The organism is Actinomadura flavalba DSM 45200 (genome assembly GCF_000374305.1).
GTDB classification, from domain to species: Bacteria; Actinomycetota; Actinomycetes; order Streptosporangiales; family Streptosporangiaceae; genus Spirillospora; species Spirillospora flavalba.
This window is the reverse complement of record NZ_KB894103.1, coordinates 137,297-157,832: the sequence shown is the minus strand read 5'-3', so window position 1 is coordinate 157,832 and position 20,536 is coordinate 137,297. Positions and strand designations below refer to the sequence as shown.

22 protein-coding genes are annotated in these 20,536 nt (G+C 72.2%); 14 read left to right on the top strand and 8 right to left on the bottom strand.

Annotated features, from left to right (window positions below):
• On the bottom strand, positions 1-1,503 hold a 1,503-nt coding region (locus tag C229_RS35135), incomplete at its 3' end, for an AfsR/SARP family transcriptional regulator (RefSeq protein ID WP_026314200.1).
• Between the two features lie 72 nt (positions 1,504-1,575).
• Between C229_RS35135 and C229_RS0127155 the strand changes: the two genes are divergently transcribed.
• The 4 genes from C229_RS0127155 to C229_RS35625 all read left to right on the top strand — a co-directional run bounded on the left by C229_RS0127155 (position 1,576) and on the right by C229_RS35625 (position 4,317).
• Positions 1,576-2,655 carry a DUF4267 domain-containing protein gene (locus C229_RS0127155; RefSeq protein ID WP_155885076.1) on the top strand — a complete coding sequence of 360 codons (1,080 nt, stop codon included), beginning with the start codon at positions 1,576-1,578 and terminating at the stop codon, positions 2,653-2,655.
• 44 nt (positions 2,656-2,699) lie between these two features.
• On the top strand, positions 2,700-3,137 hold the full coding sequence (locus tag C229_RS0127150) for a MarR family winged helix-turn-helix transcriptional regulator (RefSeq protein WP_018658280.1): 438 nt from the start codon (positions 2,700-2,702) through the stop codon (positions 3,135-3,137).
• Between the two features lie 104 nt (positions 3,138-3,241).
• Positions 3,242-4,045 carry an MFS transporter gene (locus C229_RS32400; RefSeq protein WP_018658279.1) on the top strand — a complete coding sequence of 268 codons (804 nt, stop codon included), beginning with the start codon at positions 3,242-3,244 and terminating at the stop codon, positions 4,043-4,045.
• A complete protein-coding gene (locus C229_RS35625; protein WP_018658278.1) occupies positions 4,030-4,317 on the top strand; it encodes a hypothetical protein in 288 nt (95 codons plus the stop codon). Before C229_RS32400 ends, C229_RS35625 begins: the two co-directional genes overlap by 16 nt.
• Positions 4,318-4,367: 50 nt before the next feature.
• On the opposite strand, the gene C229_RS0127140 is transcribed toward C229_RS35625, so the two are convergent.
• Positions 4,368-5,060, bottom strand: a complete 693-nt coding sequence (locus C229_RS0127140; protein WP_026314199.1) for a hypothetical protein — start codon at positions 5,058-5,060, stop codon at positions 4,368-4,370.
• Positions 5,061-5,306: 246 nt separating this feature from the next.
• On the opposite strand from C229_RS0127140, the gene C229_RS0127135 reads away from it, so the two are divergent.
• On the top strand, positions 5,307-6,287 hold the full coding sequence (locus C229_RS0127135; RefSeq protein ID WP_018658277.1) for a 4-hydroxy-3-methylbut-2-enyl diphosphate reductase: 981 nt from the start codon (positions 5,307-5,309) through the stop codon (positions 6,285-6,287).
• Here C229_RS0127135 and C229_RS33225 read toward each other — a convergent pair.
• The 6 genes from C229_RS33225 to C229_RS0127105 form a co-directional block, all read right to left on the bottom strand.
• A complete protein-coding gene (locus C229_RS33225) occupies positions 6,271-7,263 on the bottom strand; it encodes an AraC family transcriptional regulator (RefSeq protein ID WP_018658276.1) in 993 nt (330 codons plus the stop codon). The two genes, C229_RS0127135 and C229_RS33225, sit on opposite strands and share 17 nt — an antisense overlap.
• Positions 7,260-8,351, bottom strand: a complete 1,092-nt coding sequence (locus C229_RS0127125) for an LLM class flavin-dependent oxidoreductase (protein WP_018658275.1) — start codon at positions 8,349-8,351, stop codon at positions 7,260-7,262. The genes C229_RS33225 and C229_RS0127125 overlap by 4 nt, the downstream gene beginning before the upstream one ends.
• A 134-nt stretch (positions 8,352-8,485) precedes the next feature.
• Positions 8,486-8,767 carry a hypothetical protein gene (locus tag C229_RS0127120; RefSeq protein WP_018658274.1) on the bottom strand — a complete coding sequence of 94 codons (282 nt, stop codon included), beginning with the start codon at positions 8,765-8,767 and terminating at the stop codon, positions 8,486-8,488.
• Between the two features lie 86 nt (positions 8,768-8,853).
• Positions 8,854-9,249 (bottom strand): hypothetical protein, encoded by a 396-nt coding sequence (locus tag C229_RS0127115; protein ID WP_155885075.1) that lies wholly within the window; start codon positions 9,247-9,249, stop codon positions 8,854-8,856.
• 376 nt (positions 9,250-9,625) lie between these two features.
• The gene (locus tag C229_RS35620) at positions 9,626-10,459 is read right to left on the bottom strand and encodes an aggregation-promoting factor C-terminal-like domain-containing protein (protein WP_018658272.1); all 834 of its coding nucleotides are present in this window, start codon (positions 10,457-10,459) and stop codon (positions 9,626-9,628) included.
• A gap of 71 nt (positions 10,460-10,530) precedes the next feature.
• On the bottom strand, positions 10,531-11,076 hold the full coding sequence (locus C229_RS0127105) for a MarR family winged helix-turn-helix transcriptional regulator (RefSeq protein WP_026314198.1): 546 nt from the start codon (positions 11,074-11,076) through the stop codon (positions 10,531-10,533).
• Positions 11,077-11,226: 150 nt separating this feature from the next.
• Between C229_RS0127105 and C229_RS0127100 the strand changes: the two genes are divergently transcribed.
• The 9 genes from C229_RS0127100 to C229_RS0127060 are packed head-to-tail and all read left to right on the top strand — an operon-like array spanning position 11,227 to position 20,506.
• Positions 11,227-12,030 (top strand): MlaE family ABC transporter permease, encoded by an 804-nt coding sequence (locus tag C229_RS0127100; RefSeq protein ID WP_018658270.1) that lies wholly within the window; start codon positions 11,227-11,229, stop codon positions 12,028-12,030.
• Positions 12,031-12,885 carry an MlaE family ABC transporter permease gene (locus C229_RS0127095; RefSeq protein ID WP_026314197.1) on the top strand — a complete coding sequence of 285 codons (855 nt, stop codon included), beginning with the start codon at positions 12,031-12,033 and terminating at the stop codon, positions 12,883-12,885.
• Positions 12,882-13,928 carry an MlaD family protein gene (locus C229_RS0127090; RefSeq protein ID WP_018658268.1) on the top strand — a complete coding sequence of 349 codons (1,047 nt, stop codon included), beginning with the start codon at positions 12,882-12,884 and terminating at the stop codon, positions 13,926-13,928. Before C229_RS0127095 ends, C229_RS0127090 begins: the two co-directional genes overlap by 4 nt.
• Positions 13,925-14,998, top strand: coding sequence for an MCE family protein (locus tag C229_RS0127085; RefSeq protein WP_026314196.1), 1,074 nt, complete (start codon positions 13,925-13,927; stop codon positions 14,996-14,998). Before C229_RS0127090 ends, C229_RS0127085 begins: the two co-directional genes overlap by 4 nt.
• A complete protein-coding gene (locus C229_RS0127080; protein WP_018658266.1) occupies positions 14,998-16,032 on the top strand; it encodes an MlaD family protein in 1,035 nt (344 codons plus the stop codon). Before C229_RS0127085 ends, C229_RS0127080 begins: the two co-directional genes overlap by 1 nt.
• Complete coding sequence (locus C229_RS0127075) at positions 16,032-17,069, top strand: MCE family protein (protein WP_018658265.1); 1,038 nt, start codon at positions 16,032-16,034, stop codon at positions 17,067-17,069. Before C229_RS0127080 ends, C229_RS0127075 begins: the two co-directional genes overlap by 1 nt.
• The gene (locus tag C229_RS0127070) at positions 17,066-18,217 is read left to right on the top strand and encodes an MCE family protein (RefSeq protein ID WP_018658264.1); all 1,152 of its coding nucleotides are present in this window, start codon (positions 17,066-17,068) and stop codon (positions 18,215-18,217) included. Before C229_RS0127075 ends, C229_RS0127070 begins: the two co-directional genes overlap by 4 nt.
• Positions 18,214-19,533, top strand: coding sequence for an MCE family protein (locus C229_RS0127065; RefSeq protein ID WP_018658263.1), 1,320 nt, complete (start codon positions 18,214-18,216; stop codon positions 19,531-19,533). Before C229_RS0127070 ends, C229_RS0127065 begins: the two co-directional genes overlap by 4 nt.
• A 25-nt stretch (positions 19,534-19,558) precedes the next feature.
• Positions 19,559-20,506, top strand: coding sequence for a hypothetical protein (locus C229_RS0127060; protein ID WP_026314195.1), 948 nt, complete (start codon positions 19,559-19,561; stop codon positions 20,504-20,506).
• The last annotated feature ends 30 nt before the right edge of the window (positions 20,507-20,536 follow it).

The window sequence follows — 20,536 nt, the reverse complement described above, 5'->3', positions numbered from 1 at the left end:
CCGCCCCGCCACGTCCCCCAACGCGGCCAGCTCGCGCTCCCGCCCAACGAAAAGCCCACCCCCCGACACGCCCGCCCCCACACCGGACGCCCCCAACCCCGCCCCCGCACTCCCACCCACGCCCACGCCCGCGCCTGTGCCCGCGCCTGTGTTCGTGCTCATGTTCGTGCCCGTGCCTTGGCCCGTGCCCGTGCCCGTGCCCGCGCTCGTGCCCATGCCCGTGCTCGCGCCCGTGCCCGTGCCCGTGCCCGTGCCCGCGCTCGTGCCCATGCCCGTGCTCGCGCCTGGGCTCGTGCCCGCGCCCGCGCTCGTGCCCATGCCCGTGCTCGCGCCTGGGCTCGTGCCCGTGCCCGAGCCCGCGCTCATGCCCATGCCCATGCCCGCGGTCGTGCTCGCGCCTGGGCTCGTGCCCGTGCCCGCGCTCGCGTCCGTGCCTGCGCTCGCGTCCGTGCCTGCGCTCGCGTCCGTGCCTGCGCTCGCGTCCGTGCCTGCGCTCGTGCCCGTGCCTGCGCTCGTGCCCGCGCCCGCGCTCGCGTCCGTGCCCGTGCCCGTGCCCGCACCCGCGCTCACGCCCGCGCCCGCGCTCGTGCTCGTGCTCGTGCTCGTGCTCGTGCTCGTGCTCGTGCCTGCGCTCGTGTTCGTGGCCTTGGTCTCGTTTGGGGGTGTTTTTGGGTCTGTGCTCGTGCTCGTGTTCGGGGCTGTGTTGTTGGGCGGGTGGGGGGTGGTTGGGATTGGGGGGAAGGTGTCGGGGGTTTGGTTGAGGATTGCGGATTCGAGGGTGGTGAGGGTCGGGGAGGGGTCCAGGGCCAGGTGGGTGGTGAGGGTGGTGCGGGCCTGGCGGAGGGTGGTGAGGGCGTCGGCCTGGCGGGAGGAGCGCCAGAGGGCCAGGGCGTGGAGGCGCCAGGGTTCCTCGCGGAAGGGGGCGTCCTGGGTGAGGCGGGCGGCCTCGACGGTGGCGGTGGTGGTGTCGCCGGTGGCGAGGAGGGCGGTGGCGCGGAGTTCGCGGGCCGCCCAGTGGAGCTCGGTCAGGCGGGTGATCTCCGCGCGGGACCAGGGCTCGTCGGCGGCTTCGGCGTACGGGTCGCCGCGCCAGAGGGCCAGGGCGTCGGACAGCAGACGCAGGGCCTGCGCGGGCGCCGCCGCCCGCGCCTCGGTGAGCAGGTCCTCGAAGCGCCAGGCGTCGACGGCGTCGGACGGCAGACGCAGCGCGTAGCCGGGCGGGACGCTCACCAGGACGCGGGCGGGCGTGCGTGCCGGACGGTCGGGTTCCAGGAGCCGGCGCAGGTTCGAGACGTAGGCGTGCAGGGACGTGAGCGCCCGCGCGGGCGGCGCGCCGTGCCACAGGTCCTCGATGAGGCGGTCGACGGAGACCGTCCGCCCGCGCGCCGCCGCCAGGACGCCCAGCACCGCGCGCTGCCGCGGCCCGCCCAGGGCCAGCGGCCTGCCGTTCCGCTCGGCTTGGAACGCGCCGAGCACCCCGATCACCACCATGGTGACGATCATCGTATGTCACCCCAAGTGGCCTCCAAGTGCCGTCCAGGTCGCCTCCAATCGGCACCCTCCATCGTGAAGGGCATGAACACCAACGAAGCAACGACGTCCGCCGCGAACCACCTCGCATCCCCGTCAGGCGCCGCGAAAGCGGATCGGCCCGACACGCACTCCATGGTCGTCATCCACCGGGGCCTGCGCCGGGAGGCGCGGGTGCTCGCCGAGCAGATCGGAGCGGTGCGCGACGGCGACGCGCGCCGGGCGCGGGTGCTGTCCAAGCACCTGCGGGACTACCTGATCGGCCTGCACCACCACCACACGGGCGAGGACGAGCTGATCTGGCCGCTGCTCCTCGCCCGCGTCGACCTGGACTCCGACGTGGTGCTGCGCATGGAGGAGCAGCACGAACGCGTCGCCGCGACGATCGCGACCGTCCGCGAGAAGGCGGCGGGCTGGCGCGGTGACAAGGCCGGGAGCGCCGCCCTGGTCGCCGCCCTCGACGAGCACCGCGCGGTGCTGGCCGAGCACCTGGACGACGAGGAGGCCAACCTCCTCCCCATCGCGGAGCGCCACCTGACCGCCGCCGAGTGGAACGCGCAGGGCGAGCACTTCGCCCGCTCCGCCCGGCACCGGGCGCCGCTGTTCCTCGGCATCGTCCTGGAGGACGCCACGCCGGAGGAGCGCGCCGCGTTCCTGGGCGGGCTGCCCGCCCCCGTCCGCTGGGCCTGGAACGCCGTCGGACGGCCGCTGCACGCGCGCCGGGTCCGCCGGGTGCGCACCGACGAGCGCGTGTCCCGCGTCGGCCGCGTCCTGGCCGCGCTGACCGGCGTCGGCATCCTCTACGTCGGCGCGAGCTACCTCGCGGCGCCGGAGGCGACGGCGGCGGGGTTCGGCCTGCCCGCGTGGCCGACCGGTGACGCCGCCGCGTTCCTGACGCTCAAGGGCCTGCGCGACGCCGGGACGGGCCTGGCCGTGCTCGCCCTGCTGGCGGCGCGGCAGCACCGGGCGCTCGGCTGGGTGATGCTCGCGTTCGCGACGATCCCGGCGGGCGACGCCCTGACGGTCCTGGCGCACGACGGCTCCGTCGCCCGGGCGCTCGGCGTGCACGCCGCGACGGCGGTCGCGGTGCTGGCGTCGGGCCTGCTGCTGCTCCGGCGCAAGTGACGGGGGGTCCGCCGCGGGTGGGGCGGGCCGTAGGGTGTCGGCGTATGGGAGATGGCGCGGGTGCGCGCGACCGGGCGCTGGCGGAGCAGCTCGGCCTGCGGCTGCGGGGCGTGGTGCTGCTGCTGCGCAGGCTCACGGCCGACGAGGAGATCACGACGCAGCAGCTCGCGGTCCTCGGGTCGCTGGAGCGGGGCGGGCGCCGGATGACCGAGCTGGCGGACGAGCACGGCGTGCGGCTGCCGACGATGACCGCGCTCGTCAAGCGGCTGGAGCGCGACGGCCTGATCCGCCGGGGCCGGGACGCCTCGGACGCCCGGGTCGTCACCGTCGAGCTGACCGAGCGGGGCGGGACGGGCCTGCGCACCGCGCGTGATCGCCGCACCGCGATCCTCGCGGCCCGGATCGGCGCGCTCCCGGACGAGGAGCGCGCCGCCCTGGAGGCGGCGCTGCCCGCGCTCGACCGCCTCTTCCACGGACCCTGACCGCCACCGGCCGACCGCCGGAAAGGGCCTGGCTCCGCGCGGTTCGCGTCCCTTCCCGTGCCGCGCCGCCCGGAGCGGCCGCCGGTGGCATCCTCCGGCAGCCGGTGGCGGTGTGGGCGACGGCGTTCGCCGCGGTCGTCGCGTTCATGGGGATCGGTCTGGTCGATCCGATCCTGCCCGCCATCGCCGTGCACCTGGAAGCGTCGGCGAGCCAGGTGTCGCTGCTGTTCACCAGCTACTTCCTCATCACGGCCGTGGCGATGCTCGGAACCGGCTGGGTGTCGAGCCGGATCGGCGGAGAACGGACGCTGCTGCTCGGCCTCGGCATCGTCGTCCTGTTCGCCGGGCTCGCGGGGACGTCGGGCAGCGTGGGGGAGCTCGTCGGATTCCGGGCCGGTTGGGGGCTCGGGAACGCGCTGTTCGTCGCGACCGCGCTGGCGGTGATCGTCGGGGCGGCGAGTGGCGGGACGGAGTCCGCGATCATCCTCTACGAGGCGGCGCTCGGGCTCGGCATCTCGCTCGGCCCGCTGGTCGGCGCGCTGCTCGGGGACGCGAGCCGGCGCTACCCGTTCTTCGGCACGGCCGCGCTGATGGCGGTGGGCTTCGTCCTGATCGCGACGCTGCTGCGCCCGACGCCGAAGCCCGCCACGCCCACGGGCATCACCGCGCCGCTGAAGGCGCTGCGGCACGGCGGCCTCGCCACGACGGCCTTCACCGCGCTCTTCTGCAACTACGCGTTCTTCACGATCCTGGCGTTCACCCCGTTCATCCTCGGCATGGACGCGCACGGCATCGGCCTGGTGTTCTTCGGCTGGGGCGTGCTGGTGGCGGTGGCGTCGGGCTGGCCGCCGCCGGCGGCGCGGGCGTCGTCGTCTTCGCGATCCTGTCCGGCGTGCCGATCGGCATGAACAACACGGCGTTCACCGAGGCCGCGATGGAGGTGTCCGCGCACCCGCGCCCGGTCGCGTCGGCGGGCTACAACTTCGTCCGCTGGACGGGCGGCGCGCCGGCGCCGTTCGCCGCCACCCGGCTCGCCGGGGAACTGAGCGACGCGGTGCCGTACCTGGTCGGCGCGGCGTCCTGCCTGGTCGCGACGGCGCTGCTGGCCGCGCGCCGCCACCACCTCGGCGCGCTGGCCCGGGTGGACGCCGACGTTCGCCCGGAACCGGCGCCCGCATAGAAAAGCGGCGGGCGGCCCGCGCTGGGACCGCCCGCCGCCTCGCCGCCACGTCAGGACTGGCCGTTGAGCTTCAGAATCCGGTTCTCGTACATCCTCAGCACGTCCGGACGGGCCGCGTGCTTGCTCTCGTACTCGCGCAGCAGCTTGACCTGCTCGGACGAGAGCCCGCGCAGCCGGGCGCGGAGCTGCGGCAGCGTCGCGGCGTCGTAGTCGGGGACGGGCAGCTTGGCGGCGAGGGACGCGGCCTCGGCCGGAGCGGCGGGCTTGTTCTCCGCCTTGGGCTCGAAGACCTCCTGCGGCGTCGGCTCGGGCTCGGGCACCGGGGCGGGGGCGGGACGCGGGCGCGCGGCGGGCTTCGGGCTCGGGGCGGGCTTGCCGACCGCGATCTCCCGGTCGCCGGGCTCGGGCCGGGTCGCCTCGGGCCGGACGGGCGCGCGGCGCGGCGCCGGACGCGGCTTCGGCGGCTCCTCGACGCGCTCCTCGGGCCCGCGCACGCGCTCGGTCACGCCGGTGACGACCTTGCCGGCGGTGGACTGCACGTCGGTGCGGAGCCGCCCGAGGACGGGACGCACACCGCCGCCCTCGGTGATCTCCTTGTAGTCGCGGGTGACGCGGTCGCTCAGCAGCAGGGCCCTGCCCACGCCGAACATGGCGAGCCGGACGGCGTGCAGCGGAAGATCGCGGACCTGCTCGCCCACCGTGTCCTGGACCTGCTGCTTGAGGCGGCGCGGCGATCTCGTCATCGTCTTCCTTCCGTCGCGTTCCGGCCGGACACCGGACCGGCATCGTTCGGGGCACCGTAGGTTCGTCTTCAACTCTGCCCCATCGGTGCGAGGAGGGTCACCCCGGGTCAAGGGATTTCTGGCCGGGAACGGGGTGCGGTGGGTCACACTTTGCGGGCTTCACCTGAGCTTTGCCCGGTGCTTGCGGCTCCGGGGCCACCGATGGCGCACGGTGCGGTAGGCCGGGACGGCTCGTACCATGGGCGCATGACCTCCAACGACCAGCGCCGTGTCCTGCTCGCCAAGCCGCGTGGTTACTGCGCCGGTGTCGACCGTGCCGTCGAGGCCGTCGAGGTGGCCCTGGAGAAGTACGGGGCGCCGATCTACGTGCGCAAGCAGATCGTGCACAACGTCCACGTGGTGAAGACCCTGGAGGAGAAGGGCGCCATCTTCGTGGAGGAGACCGAGGAGGTGCCCAAGGGCGCCATCGTGGTGTTCTCCGCGCACGGCGTGGCGCCGGTCGTGCACGAGGAGGCCGCCGGGCTCGATCTGCGGACGATCGACGCGACCTGCCCGCTGGTCACCAAGGTGCACAAGGAGGCCGTCCGGTTCGCCAAGGACGACTACGACATCCTGCTCATCGGGCACGAAGGGCACGAAGAGGTCATCGGGACGAGCGGTGAGGCGCCCGACCACATCCACCTGGTCGACGGCCCCGACGACGTCGCCAACGTCCAGGTCCGCGACCCCGAGCGCGTCGCCTGGCTCTCGCAGACCACGCTGTCGGTCAGCGAGACCCTGGAGACCGTCGCCAAGCTGCGCGAGCGCTTCCCGCACCTGACCGACCCGCCCTCGGACGACATCTGCTACGCCACCCAGAACCGCCAGGTCGCGGTGAAGGAGATGGCCGCCGACTCCGACCTGGTCATCGTGGTCGGCTCCCGGAACTCGTCCAACTCGGTGCGCCTCGTCGAGGTCGCGCTGGAGCACGGCGCAGCCGCGTCCCACCTGGTCGACTACGCCGACGAGATCGACGAGTCCTGGCTCGACGGCGTCACCACCGTCGGCGTCACCAGCGGCGCGTCCGTCCCGGACGTCCTGGTCCAGGGCGTCCTGGCCTGGCTCGCCGAGCGCGGCTACGCCGACGTCACCGAGGTCGAGTCCGTCAAGGAGAAGGTCCACTTCTCCCTGCCCAAGGAACTCCGCCGCGACCTGCGCGCCCCCCTCCCCATCACCCCGGTCGGCTAGATCGCTGGAGCGTCGCGCGCGGCGTCTCGCCGAACCGCTGCCGGTAATGGACGGCGAAGCGGCTCATATGGACGTACCCGCACGACTGCGCGACGGCGCTGATGATCCCGGCGGCGGGCGTGGCCGCCAGCAGCCGCGCCCGCGCCCGGTCGAGCCGGATGCCCCGCAGCAACTGGGTCGGCGTCACGCCCCAGGTCTCCTGGCAGACGACCTGGACCTGCCGCACGCTGACGTTCACCGCCCGCGCCATGTCGGCCACGCCGATCGGCCCGTCGTGGTGGGCGTGCACCCACTCGCGGAGCCGTTCGGCGACCTGCGGCGGCGTGCGTCCCGGCGTGCGGACGAGGCGGGGCGTGGCGGTGTGCGGGAGGCCGAGGAGCAGCGCGGTCAGCAGCGCGTCCTCCAGCGAGCGCGCCGCCAGCGGGTGGAGGCCGTCCCCGGCGGTGGCGTCGAGCGTCGCGCACACGTACCGCCAGGTGTGCTCCACGACCTCCTCGCCCAGCACGGGCGGACCTTTGACGCCGTAGAAGCGCAGCGGCGGCGGGCTCTCGTCGTCGCCGAGATACCGGGACAGGTGGTCGGCGAGGTGCCCGGTGGACGTGGCGATGACGAGGCAGCCGCGCTCCGGGTCGGGCGTCATGCGCATCGTCTCGTCGTGGGACAGGACGAGACTGCCCTCCGCCGTCTCCTGGCCCGGCCGCCGCGCGTACCGGACGCCCATCGGGGCGATCGGCGCGCACATCGCGAACTCGCCGCCGGTCGGCGGGGTCTCCACCACCACGCCGTCGCCCCCGTACCGCACCCACACCAGGTTGACGGACCCGACGGTGAGCCCGTGCACGGCGCCGTCGAGCCTCCCGCCGGGCGTCCGGTGGATCAGGTCGTGGCCGACGGCGAGGGGTTCGACGGCGTCGTGCAGCGCGTCGATGTCGGTGCTGGCGATCCGCCGGTGCGCGCCGAGCAGTGCGTCCGTCACGGGCCCGCCACCGCCGCCGGGCCGGTCGGGACGCCCCGCGCGGCGAGCCGGGGGACGACCTCGGCCGCGAAGTAGCCGAGCTCGTCGGCGTAGTCGAGGAACGACAGCGCGATGCCGTCGAATCCCGCCGCGGCGAACGCGGCCAGGGCGTCGGCGACGTCGTCGGGGTCGCCGACGAGCGGGCAGCTCCCGTGCCCGGCGGCGAACCGGTCGCGGTGGACGGCGAGCATCTCGGGCGTGAACGACTGCGCGTGCAGCCCTTGCAGGCGCATGACCTCCTCCACGGCGGGCCAGTCGGCCTGCTCGTCGGCATAGTAGGCCAGCCGGGCCCGCGCCTCGTCCCGCGTCGGGCGGCACACGACGTGCCCGAGCGTGAAGACGCCGACCTCGCGTCCGTGCCCGGCGGCCTCGGCGCGGATCGCGGAGACGACGCCGGCGCCGTCGTCCGGGCCGCCGACGACGGTGAACGCGCGGTCGGCGTTGCGGGCCGCGAAGCTCCGCCCCTGCGGCGACGATCCGGCGTTGATCGTGGGGATGTGCCCGCTGAGCGGCTTCGGCGCCCCGACGACGTGCCGGAGCTGGAAGAACCGGCCGTCGACGTCGAACGGGTCCGGCTCGGTCCACAGCCGCCGGACGACGTCCCACCACTCCTGCGCGAGCGCGTACCGGGTGTCGTGGTCGGAGGGCAGGTTCAGCCCGAACATCTCGTATTCGGGGGCGTGCCATCCCGCGACGATGTTCAGGCCCGCCCGCCCGCCGCTGAGGTGATCGACGGTGGCGAGCTGTTTGGCCGCGACGACCGGATGGTGAAAGGCCGTGTGCAGTGTCGTGAAGATGCGGATTCGCCGCGTCTGCGCCAGCAGCCCGGACGCCCAGACGAGCGGATCGAGCGCGCTGCGATGGAACTCGGTCTCTTTCCCCCAGTCGATCCAGCGCGCGACGGGAAGCAGGAAGTCGATGCCCGCCTCGTCGGCGATCCGGGCGAGCCGCAGATTGTTGTCCCAGGTCGCGCGCCATCGTTCCGGCGCGTTGGTGATGGCGAGACCCGATTCGGTGTTGGGGGAGAAGAGGCCGAGCTGGAATGCCATGCGGTCCACCCTCGCTGACGGCGTGTCGTCGCCGCCCAGTATCGAGAGGAGAAAGGCCGCCCGGCAACGGGTTCGCATTGATCGCCGCAAAATGGCACACGATGCCACGATCGACCGCACGCGATTCCGGCGCTTCACCCGGAACACGTCGGTACCGGCACGATGCCGACCAGGTGGCCGTCGAACGCCTCGGGCGGGCGGTCGGCCGGGTGGTGCCGCGGCTCGATGGCGTAGACGACGACCTGCGCGGACGAGAGCGGGGCGCGGCGGGCCTGCTCGTTCACGACGTCCTGGACGACGTCGGCCAGGTGCAGCCCGCACGCGTCGCGGTTGTGCGCGGACGCGGACGGCTCGACGCGGGCGGTGAAGCAGACGGGCCGCTCGCAGCCGTCGATGTGGCAGGAGGGAGGGGGCATCGCGGTCTCCGGGGACGGTCACCGAAATCGAGGGGACGGACCCGGTGGCCGGACGGCGGACCGCCCGGCCACCGGGGTTCACGGCGTCACGGAGATGCCCCGCGTTGATGGCCGCCGGACGTGCCCGGTTCCTCCTTCGCGGGAGATCCGGGCTCGTCGCGTGGGTCGCTTGCCGGTGGTCGACGCGCGCTGTCCTGCCGTTCGGATTCGCCGCCGCGATGCCAGGGGAGCGCGGAGACGAGGACGTTGATCAGCGCGAGCCGGTCGTCGAACGTCTCGCCCGAGCGGTGCGTCCGCACCGCGATGTAGACGATGCCCGCCACGAGCAGCATCAACGAGATGCCGACGAGGACGGCCGCGGTCTGGGCCGGTGTCGGAGACGGCAGGTTCGCGAGGCCGGTCATCGGGTGCGGGCGAGGGTCGATTGGAACATTGTCGCCCTGTCGAATAAGCTTCAGGGCAGCCTGGTCCACAGGCTCCACAACGTGTCCTTTCTGCTGCGAAGTGGATCAAAGGGCACAGGGAGGGCCGTCGTCTCGCGTACTGATTAGGCCCAGCTGCGAGATGGGCGGCCCTTCCGCTTTTCCCGATCATCGCGCGCGGACGGGAAATCCCGTCCGATGATCTTCGCGATGATCGTTGGAATGCGCCTGCGGCGCGGATGCTGCGAGTGGTCCGGAGCCTCCGGGGCGGGGAGCTGGAGAGAGGACGCGCGCCCGTCGCCGGTTTCCGGGTCGGAGGATCGCGCCATCCAGAGTCTGCCGCGCCCGCGACCTTTGTGCAAATTGGCTACTTCCGAGGTTGCGTACGCTTATGGGCCACTAAAGCGCCAAATAGGGCGCAAATATGGCAAAACGGTCAGTACCAGTGGTTGCGTTGCCAGAAGGTCCAGGCGCCGCAGGGGTCCTTGTAGCGGGCCTTGATGTAGCCGAGGCCCCAGGCGATCTGGGTCGGGGAGCTGGTGCGCCAGTCGGAGCCCGCTGACGCGAGCTTGGAGGCCGGGAGGGCCTGGGGGATGCCGTAGGCGCCGCTGGAGGGGTTCTCCGCGCGTTCGTTCCAGTTCGACTCGCGCGTCCAGAGCTGCTCCAGGGAGGGCCAGCAGCGGTCCCAGCCGCGCAGGGCGGCCATTTTGCGGCCGTACGCCTTGTTCTGCGCGGATGAGGGGTTGGAGCGGGCGATGCGCTCGCGCTCCCGCTGCTCCGCCAGCTTCTTGCGGGCGGCGGCGTCCTTCTTCGCCTGTTCCTCCAGGCGTTTCATCTCGCGCTCGTGCTCCACGTGAGCGCGCTGCTTGGCCAGCGCGACGGCGTTGGCGGAGATCGGGTCCATGTCGGGGACGGTGATCTGCGCGATCATGTCGTTGGCCGACAGGTCCCGGACGGACGCGTCCGGGCGGGTGTCGTGGCCGCCGAGCGACTCGGGCTCCAGCAGGACGACGCCGCCCGCGACGGCGGCGAGGCCGACGACGCCGATCGTCACGTTGTGGGTGAGGACCTTCCCGGCCAGGCGCAGCCGCGACCGGCGCGGCGGCGGTTCGGCGGGGTGCTCGCCGGACTCGTAGGGGCGCGGGCCGTACGTGCTCGTCAGGTACGGGTCGGCCGGGGGCGGGGGCGTCCGCGGCGCGTCCGCGAGGGGCGGGCCGCCCTTGCGGCGCCTGCCGGGCTCGCGTCGGCGGCCTGGTTCGCTCTTCGGCATGACAGTAGGGTGCCTCATCCCGGGGCGGTCCGTGGTTCAGGCGAGGGTACGCGGCGCGGCTCCGGGGCGGTTCACAGCTCGTCGTCGCCGAGTCCGAGGCGGGCGGGCTGGAGCGCCTCGAAGATCTCGCGGTGGTGGCCGTCCAGCGCGGCGAGCGGCCCGCCGGGGGCCTCCAGCGCGGCATTGACGGCGCGGGTGACGTCGCGTCCGGCGTCGGTGATCTGGACGAGCGCGGCACGCCGGTCGCGCGGGTGCGGGGTCCGGGTGACGAGCCCGGCCCGGCGGAGCTGGTCGACGGTGAGCGTCACCGACGTGGGGTGCATCATCAGCATCCGGCTGAGCGTCGTCAGCCGGGCGCGCCCGGTTCCGGTCAGTGCGAGCGTGGTGAGCAGGAAGTAGCCGGTACGGGTGAGCCCGTGCTCTTTGAGGTGGCCTTCCAGGGCCTTCTTCATCATGTGGTGCAGCCGCCCGATCGAGCACATGGCCAGGAACGGCCAGGGGTCGCCGGGCAGGCCCTGCCCCTCCCACCGGTCGTGGATGCCCTCGAACAACGGGTCTCCGGCCGGCTCGGCGGCCGTGACCTCGGGGGGCGTCGGTCGTTGAGCGGGGGTGTGCACCGGTCGATGTTAACCGGTGCCAAAAGCTGAGGTAAGTACTCGCTTTTTAGACATGTTTCCAATAGAGTGCGTGCTCCAGATCACAGACGTGCCCGCTGTGGGAGGCCGCGTGACCCTGCACACCACCCCCGAGGGCGAGGTCTCCGGCTGATGGCGCTCAGCCTCGGCCGGGCGCCCGACCTCGCGCGCAGGCGTGTCTCGACGGCCCTGGACGAGACCGGCCTGCTGTGCGTGACCCTCCTGGAGGGGCTGCGCCGCACCTGGGACGTCCGCCAGTGGTGGGGCGAGTTCGTCGAGCAGTGCTGGTTCCTCGCCCGCGTGACGAGCGTCCCGGTCATGCTCATCGCGGTGCCGCTCGGCGCCACGATCTCCCTCCAGGTCGGCGACATCGCCCGCCAGCTCGGCGCGCAGAGCGGCACCGGCGCGCTGCTCGTCGCCGCGATGATCCAGCAGGTGGCGCCGCTGGCCGCCGCGCTGCTGGTCTCCGGCGTCGGCGGGTCGGCGATCACGTCCGACATGGGCGCCCGCAACATCCGCGACGAGCTGTCGGCGATGGAGGTCATGGGCATCAACCCCATCCACCGGCTGGTCACCCCGCGCCTGTGGGCGGCGAGCACCGTCTCGGCGCTGCTGTGCTCGGTGGTGATCCTCGCGGGCGTCATGGGGGGTTACTACTTCAACGTCATCCAGCAGGGGGTGAGCCCGGGCGCGTTCTTCGACGGCGCCACCACCCTGCTCCAGTTCCCGGACCTGGTCATCACGCTGTTCAAGGCGTGGGTCTTCGGCTTCATCGCCGCCGCGGTCGCCTGCTACATGGGCATGAACTGCGACTACGGGCCGGTGGGCGTGGGCCGCGCGGTGAACAAGGCGGTGGTGGTCACCTCGATCGTGGTGTTCACGGCGAACTACGTGCTCACCATGATCTACCAGGTCCTCTTTCCCCCGAGGTTCTGAATGGTCGCGATCTCTCCTGTGCGCAGGATCGGCCGGGCGGTGCGGCACCGCACGGCCGGCTGGTCGGATTCGCTCCAGCTCCCGGTGTTCCTCGGCCGGGTGCTGTACCACCTGTTCTTCGACATCATCCTGCGGCGCAAGTACGGCAGGACGCTCGCCAAGCAGGTCAGCGACATCACGGTCGGCGTCGGCGCGCTCGTCATCGGCGGCGGCATGATCTTCGTGATCGCGACGATGTCGCTGGCGACCGGCGCGATGGTCGGCCTCCAGGGCTATCCGGGGCTGGAGCGGATCGGCGCCGAGGCGTTCACCGGGCTGGTGGCCAGCTACTCCAACGTGCGCGAGGTGACGCCGATCATCGCGGGCGTCGCGCTCGTCGCCCAGGTCGGGACGGGCTTCACGGCCGAGATCGGCGCGATGCGCATCTCCGAGGAGATCGACGCGCTGGAGGTCATGGGCATCAACTCGCTGGCCTACCTCGTCTGCACGCGCGTGGCGGCCGGGGTGATCGCGCTGGTGCCGCTGTACCTGGTGTCGCTGTTCATGGCGTTCTTCGCGACCCGGTTCATCACGATCCAGTACTTCGGTCTCTCACCGGGCATCTACGACTACTACTTCCATCTCTACCTGCCGCCGATCGACGTGTTCTACAGCGTCATCAAGGTGGCGGTGTTCGCCTTCATCATCATGTTCGTCCACTGCTACCGCGGCTACTACGCGGCGGGCGGCCCGGTGGGCGTCGGCGTCGCGGCGGGCCGCGCGATCCGCGAGTCCACGATCCTGATGATCCTGATGAACCTGGTGCTCTCCTACATCTTCTGGGGTCACGGCAGCACGGTGAGGTTGACCGGATGAGCGACGAATCCCTCTCGGCACGCTCGCGCCTGACGTTCGGGCTGGCGGGCATCGGCGTGATCGCGGCGGCGGCGACGCTGGTGGCGCTCGGCTCCACCCCGTCGCACGGCGGCTCCACCTACTACGACGCGACGTTCCCGCGCGCCGGTCAGGGCCTCGACCCCGGCAAGTCGGACGTGAAGATCCGCGGCATCACGGTCGGGACGGTCGACGGGGTCCGCCTGAACAGGGACGGCCGCGTCGCGGTCCGGCTGCGCCTGGACGAGGGCGTGCGGCTGGCCCGGACGACGAGCGCGACCGTCGAGCCGGTGTCGGTGTTCGGCCCGAAGGACATCGCGCTCGACCTCGGCACCGGCGAGACGTCCGGCCCTTACCTGCCGGACGGCGCGACGATCACGAGGACCAAGGGCCCCGAGGACCTGTCCGACACCGCCTGGCCCGCCTACCGGCTGACCCGGGCGATCAACCCCGACGAGGTCGCGACGCTGCTGCACACGTTCGCGTCCGGCCTGAACGGCAAGGGCCCCGCGCTGAACCGGACGTTCCGCAACCTGAGCACGGTCGTGGACGGCACGCACGCCAACCGGGGCGTCCTGCGCGGCCTGCTGAACGACGTGACGGGCGTGTCCGGCACGCTCGCCGCGCACGGCGACGCCTTCAACCGGACGGTGTCGGACTTCAACCGGCTCGCGCCGGTCGTCTATGAGCGTCCCGACAAGGTGTCCCAGCTCCTGGACGAGGGCTCGCGCCTGGCCGGGACGGTCGGCGGCACGCTGAACCGGCGCGGCGAGGACATCGGCTCGCTCATCGACGGCGCGGGCGGCGCGGTCGCGGTGCTGGCCGGGGAGCGCCGCAACATCCCGGTGCTGATCGACGGCCTGAACGGCTTCTTCAACCTGCTGGCCGCCATCATCCGCACCCCCGGCCCGCAGGGCACGCAGCTCGCGCAGGCGCTCAACACGCTGCCGCTGGACATCTGCAAGACGCTGATCGACCTGTGCGGCCCGATTCCGGAGAACCCCCGCGGGAAGGCGAACCCATGAGCAGGACCGGGCGGGGCCCGCAGTGGTCGGTGATGGGGAAGTTCGGCGTGTTCGTCGCGCTGACCGGGCTGCTGACGTTCTTCATCGGCCAGCAGATCCTCGGCGCGAGCTTCGCCGACCGGTACCGGCTGACGGCGACGTTCGACGACGTGACCGGCCTGCTGGAGGGCGACATCGTCAAGGTGGCCGGCACGCCGGTGGGCCGCGTCGAGGCGATCGAGGTGGTGCGCGGCAAGGCGGTCGTGGAGATGAGGGTCGACCGGGACGTCCGGCTGCCGCGCGACTCGACGGCGGCGATCCGCTGGCGCAACGTGATGGGGCAGCGGGTCGTCTACCTGGAGCCGGGGCGGGAGACGGCGATGATGGGCGACGGCGCGCGCGTCCCGCACACGCGGTCGGTGGTCGACCTCGGCGCGGTCGTGAACAGCCTCGGCCCGCTGACGCGCAACCTCGACCCCGACCAGATCAACAAGATCCTCTTCACGTTCACCCAGGCGCTCGACGGCAACGAGCAGAACATCGGCCAGATGACGAACCATCTGGACCTGCTGCTCCAGACGCTCGGAGCGCGGCGGGCGACGATCGCGCGGATGATCGACGACTACGAGACGGTCAGTTCCGCCGTCGCCACCCGCGACCGGCAGATCGCCGCGAGCGTGGACAACCTCGCTGACCTCGCCCAGGTGTTCGCGAACAACCACAAGCTGCTGGAGAACGCCGTCGTGGAGATCGGCGGCGTCACCCGCAACCTCAACCAGGTGCTCGGCGGCCGGGACGCCGAGCTGTCCCGCATCATCGACAACCTCGGCAAGTTCAGCACGACGTTCCGCCTCAACGTCGACAAGCTCGAACAGATGGTGCAGAACCTGCCGGTGACGCTGCGGCAGCTCTTCGCCGCCGCCAACGGCGGCCACTTCCTGCGCACCAACGCGCTGTGCCTCAACCTCGTCCAGGGCCCGTGCCCGTTCCCGATGCACCTGCCCGCCGCGCCCGGCGAGGCGCCCAAGAGCAACGCCCCCACCCCGGACGAGCTGACCAGGCTCAAGGCGATGCTGACGGGAGGCAAGTGATGGCGCTGAAGTCCCTCAACGACGCCAACCGCAAGACGGTCGCGATCGTCACGCTGGCCGCGCTCGGCGCCGCCTGCGTGTTCGCGTTCGCCGTCGGCCAGCTCCGGCTGTTCGACCGCGGCTACACGATGACCGGCGAGTTCACCGACACCGCCGGGATCAAGAAGGGCCAGGACGTCCGCGTCGCGGGCGTCAAGGCGGGCCGGATCACCGGCGTCGAACCCGACTTCCGGCGCGGCCGGGTCATCGTGACCTGGCACATGAACGCCGGGATCGACCTCGGCCCGCAGACCCGCGCGGAGATCCAGACGACGACCCTGCTCGGCGGCCGGTACCTGCGGCTGTCGGGCCCGGTCGCGCGCCCCTACATGGCCGATGTCGGGGAGAACCGGCGCCGCGTCCCGCTCGACCGGACGTCGGTGCCGTTCACGGTGCCCGAGGCGCTGGAGGGCGCGCAGAACATCGTCGGGCGGCTCGACCAGAAGAGCATCGACAAGCTGCTCGTGCAGGTGGGGAAGCTGGAGTCACCGAGCGCGGCCAAGCTCAACCGCATCCTCACCAACGTGCAGGACGTGTCCCGGACGCTGAACGACTCGATGCCGCAGATCCAGCGGCTCATCGAGAGCAGCAAGTCGATCACCGGGACGCTGGCCGCCAAGGACGAGGAACTCCGCCAGATCATCACCTCCAGCCAGGTGCTGCTGAACACGCTCGTGCAGCGCCGCAACGAGCTGGCCGCCACGATCGGGGACGGCAACCGGACCGTGCGGACGCTGTCGAACACGATCTCCCGCAACCAGAAGCAGATCGACACGCTGCTGGAGAACCTGCACCTGCTGACGACGCGGCTCGCGCCGAACATGGACGCGCTGAACACGAACTTCTCGCTGCTCGGCCCGACATTCCAGCAGATCGCGACCTTGAAGGGAAACGGACCGTGGATCGAGGGGTTGCTGACGGGTCTCGGCCCGCTCCAGCCGCCGGGCCCGATCTCGACCCGCCGTCCGCCCGCCGACGCCCGGGGAGGCAACTGATGCGGCTCCGGACCTGCGTGATCGCCGCGCTGGGGCTGGCGATGGCGACGTCGCTGGGAGGCTGCTCGGTGGGGTCGTCGCCGGGCACCCGGACGCTCACCGTCGAACTGCCCAAGGCCCGCTCCTTCTACAAGGAGTCGAAGGTCAAGGTGATGGGCGCCGACGTCGGGCTCGTCGACAGCGTGGAGAGCCGCGGCGACCGCATCCTGGTCCGGTTCCACATCGACCGGGAGGTGCCGCTGCCGGAGAAGGTGCACGCGTCGGTCGTCCCGCTGAACCTGGTGGGGGAGCGCAACCTGGTGCTGCACCCGGCGTGGAAGCCCGGCGACGCGCGCTTCACCGGCGACCGCATCCCGATCGAGCGCACGCACGTGCCCGTCGAGGTGGACGACGCGCTGTCGTCCTTCACCAACCTGGCCAACGCGCTCGACCCGACGAAGGTCAACGACGCGCTCGGGGACGCCGCCGGGACGCTCAACGGCAACGGGAGGACGTTCAACGCGACGCTGGAGCAGAGCGCGCGGCTGGTGGAGAACATCGCCGGGCAGGACCGGGAGCTGATGGAGGTCGCGCAGAACCTGGACCGGCTCGCCGGGGTCGTCCGGGGACGCGAGCAGGTCCTCGGCCAGGTCATCCGCGACTTCGGCGAGGCGAGCCGGGTGCTGAGCGCCGAGCGCGGCGAGATCCAGCAGCTCATCTCCGGGGTGCTGGAGCTGTCGAAGAACGGCGGCAAGCTCATCGACCGCTACGAGGGGCAGCTCCCCTACGACCTGATGGTCCTGACGAAGGTCGCGCTGACGCTGAAGGGCAACGCGAAGGAGCTGGCGCAGCTCATCGACGTCCTGCCGGGCATCAGCGACGCGTTCATCGGCGGCTTCAACCCCGACACCAAGTCGCTCCAGCTCCGCTTCGCCACCGACGCGTTCCTGCGCACCTGGCTGAAGGGCCTGCTGGGCACCGACGCGGTCAACTGCCCGCTGCCCGCGCCGAACTCCAACTGCCCGTGGAAACCGTTCCCTGAGGGAGGCCGGCCGTGAGACGACGGCTCCTGATCCTGGCGCTCACCGCCGTGCTGGCCGTGCCGGGCTGCTCGCTGCGGACGGCGGGCGCCCCCAAGGGCGACCTGACGCTCACCGCGACGTTCGACGACGCGCAGGGCCTCGTCGCCGGGCACGCGGTGAAGATGTCGGACGTCAACGTCGGCAGCGTCGCCAAGATCGAGCTGGCGCCCGGGTACAAGGCGAAGGCGACGCTGTCGATCCAGGACGACGTCCGGCTGCCGCGCGGCACCCGCGCCGAGATCAAGGTGACGTCGCTGCTGGGCGAGAACTACGTGGACCTGGTGCTGCCGCCGGGCGGGCGGCTGGACACCGGGCCGTTCCTGGCGGACAACGCGGCGATCACCGACACGAGCGTGCAGCCGGCGTTCGAGCAGGTCGTCGGGCAGGCGGGGCCGCTGCTCCAGGCGCTGGCGGGCGACGACGTCGCGACCGTCGTCAACGCGGGCGCGGCGGCGCTGGACGGCAACGGGGAGCGGCTGAACTCCACGATCGCCAAGTCGGCCGACCTGCTGCGCCTCTTCGCCGACGAGCGCCGCAAGCTCGGGCAGGCCGTGGACGACTTCGCCAGGCTGGGCCGGTCGCTGGCGAACGGCTCGGGCGAGCTGAGCCGCGCGCCGGGCGAGCTGGAGCGGGCGACGCGGCTGCTCCGGCAGAACAAGACCAAGATCCTCGACGCGGTCGAGGAGCTGACGAAGATGTCGCGGGAGCTGAACGACAAGGTGCTGGAGGGACGGGTCGTGCGGTTCCGCACGCTGCTCAGCGACCTGGACCCCGTGCTGGCGCAGCTCGGGAGCAACCGGCGGCGGCTCACCGGGCTCGTCGAGGGGCTCGTCACCTTCAGCGACAAGCTGCCCAAGGCGACCTGGGACGGGCAGATCCTGCTGTATCCCATCCTTCGCCTCACCTGGCCGGACGGAAGTCCGCTCATCCCCGGACAGAACGTTCCCGGCCGTGATCCGAAGTCCGCTCAGAACCCCGCGAAGCCGAAGAAGAGCACGGAGAAGCCCACCGAGGAGAAGAAGGACGAGCCGCCCGCACCGCCTCCGGGCGGCGGCGTGCGGCTGCCCGAGGAGATCCGCCGGGCCTTCCCCGACCTGGCGCGCATGCTGGAGCAGGCCAGATGACCAAACGCGTGACGATCAACCTCGTGGTGTTCGGCGCCCTGGCCGCGCTCATGGTCGCGTGGGCGCTGACGAACGTCATCCGCTTCGACCTCTTCACCCGCCCGTACAACATCAGCGTCGAGTTCGCGTCCTCGCCGGGTCTGCACCCGGGCTTCGAGGTCGACTACCTCGGGCTGCGCATCGGCAAGATCGACTCGGTGCGGCTGGCGGGCGACAAGGTGGTCGTGAAACTCGACATCGACAAGGACGTCGAGGTGCCGCGCGGCGTGCACGCGGCGGCGGCCCGCAAGTCGGCCGTCGGCGAGCCCGTCGTGGAGCTGACCCCCGCGCCGGGCCAGGCGAGCGCGGCGCCGATGCGGCCCGGCGAGCGCATCCCCGTCGAGCGGACGACGGTGCCGCCCAAGTACGGCGACCTGTTCGGCGCCGTCGTCCAGTCGCTCAAGGCGATCGACCCCGACGACGCCAAGGTGCTCGTGCACGAGCTGGCCGAGGGCTGGAGCGGGCGCGAGGGCTCGCTGCGGCAGATCATCGACGGCGGCGACCAGCTCACCGCCACCCTCGCGGAGAACAGCGAGCTGCTCGACGGCCTCACCAAGGACTTCGGCCGCATCACCGGCGTCCTCAACGAGAACCGGGGCAGCCTCGGCGCGGGCATCGACAACGTCGCCGCGCTGACCGCCGCGCTCGCGCAGGTGCGCGGGGAGCTGGCCGAACTCCGCGACCGGGGGCCGGGCCTCCTGCGGACCGTCAACACGCTGTTCGACAAGACCGGGCCCGACTTCGAGTGCACGATCGCGTCGCTCGGCGACGTCAGGCTCGGCGCCCGCAACCCCGACTACCTGACCGACCTGCGCCGGGTGCTGCGCGCCGCGCCGGAGCTGAACACCGTCCTGCGCGACGTCATCGGTGAGGAGGGCGGCAAGCCGGTGCTGAACGTCGTCTTCCAGATCACGCTGACGCGGACGGCGGCGCTGGAGTACAAGTACCCGCTGGCCCAGCCGGGGGTGAACAAGAAGCTCACCTGCCCGGGCGGGCGCGACCCGGCCGTCGGCCCGCAGAAGCCGTACCGGGCCAAGGACCCCGGCGCGACGATCCCGACGCACGACCCGTCGATCGGGCGGGACGCGCAGCTCAACGCGAAACCGGCCGCCAACAATGAGTCCGAGGGGACTTCTACGGGTCCGCCCCGTTGGCTAATGTTCGTTCCCCCGGTGCTCGCCCTCGCGGTGCTGTACCGGATCGTCACGGGTTCGGTGCCCGCGTTCGCGCGGCGCGCGCGTCCGTCCCGGCGCCGGCGGCGCGGGACGAAGGACTGACCTACCCACCCCGAGGAGTGCGACAGTGACAGCCAAGACCACGCGGGACGCCGCCGGGGACGACACCCCGGCGGAGGAGGTCGCGGCCGAGCAGGACGCCGAGACGGCGGAGGCCGCCCCGAAGGCCGCGCCCGCCAAGCGCAAGCGGCGGGTGCGGGTCATCGAGGTCATCGAGGACGACGACGATGACCTGGAAGAGGTCCTGGACGCGCTGGACGCCGAGGAGGCCGCGCCCGCCAAGCCCGCCGCCAAGGCCAAGGCCAAGGCCGCCAAGCCCGCCGAGGTCGTCGAGGACGAGGACGACGCGGAGCCCGAGCCCGTCGCCGCCGCGCCGAAACCGCGCCCCAAGCCCAGGAGCAGGCCCGAGCCCGAGCCGCCGTCCCGGACGGTGTTCGGCCTCGCCGTCCCCGCCGCCGTCGCGATCGTCGTCGTGGTGGCGCTGCTGGCGTCGCTGGCGCTGTGGCAGTGGCAGCGGGCGAGTTCGGCCGCGTCCGAGCGGGACGCGCGCGGCGAGGTGGAGAAGGTCGCGCTGGCGTACGGGAACGTCGCGGTGAACTACAGCGCGGGCACCTACCGCGCGCAGATCGCCAAGGCCGAGGCGCTGATGGCGGGCGACCTGCTGGAGCAGTACCGGCAGACGACCGTGCCGAACCTGGTGAAGCTGTTCGACCAGGACAAGTCGCAGGCGGCGATCTCGTCCAAGGCCGTGCAGGCGTTCGTGGGCGACGTCAACGAGCGGTTCGCGACGGCGGTCGTCCAGGTGGACATCCAGGGCGGCGACGGCAAGACGGGCACGACGGAGGTGCCCGCCAACCTCATCCGGCTCGCCCTCGCCAAGATCGACGGCTCGTGGAAGGTGACGCGCCAGTACGCGTCCGGCCAGAATGACCAGACGCAGACGGGCGGCGGGGGACTGCCCGCGATCCCGAACCCGTCCCCGTCCGCGACGGTAGGCGAGAAGCCGAAGGACTGAGCCCCCGCCGGTCGCAGGGGAGGGGTGGTC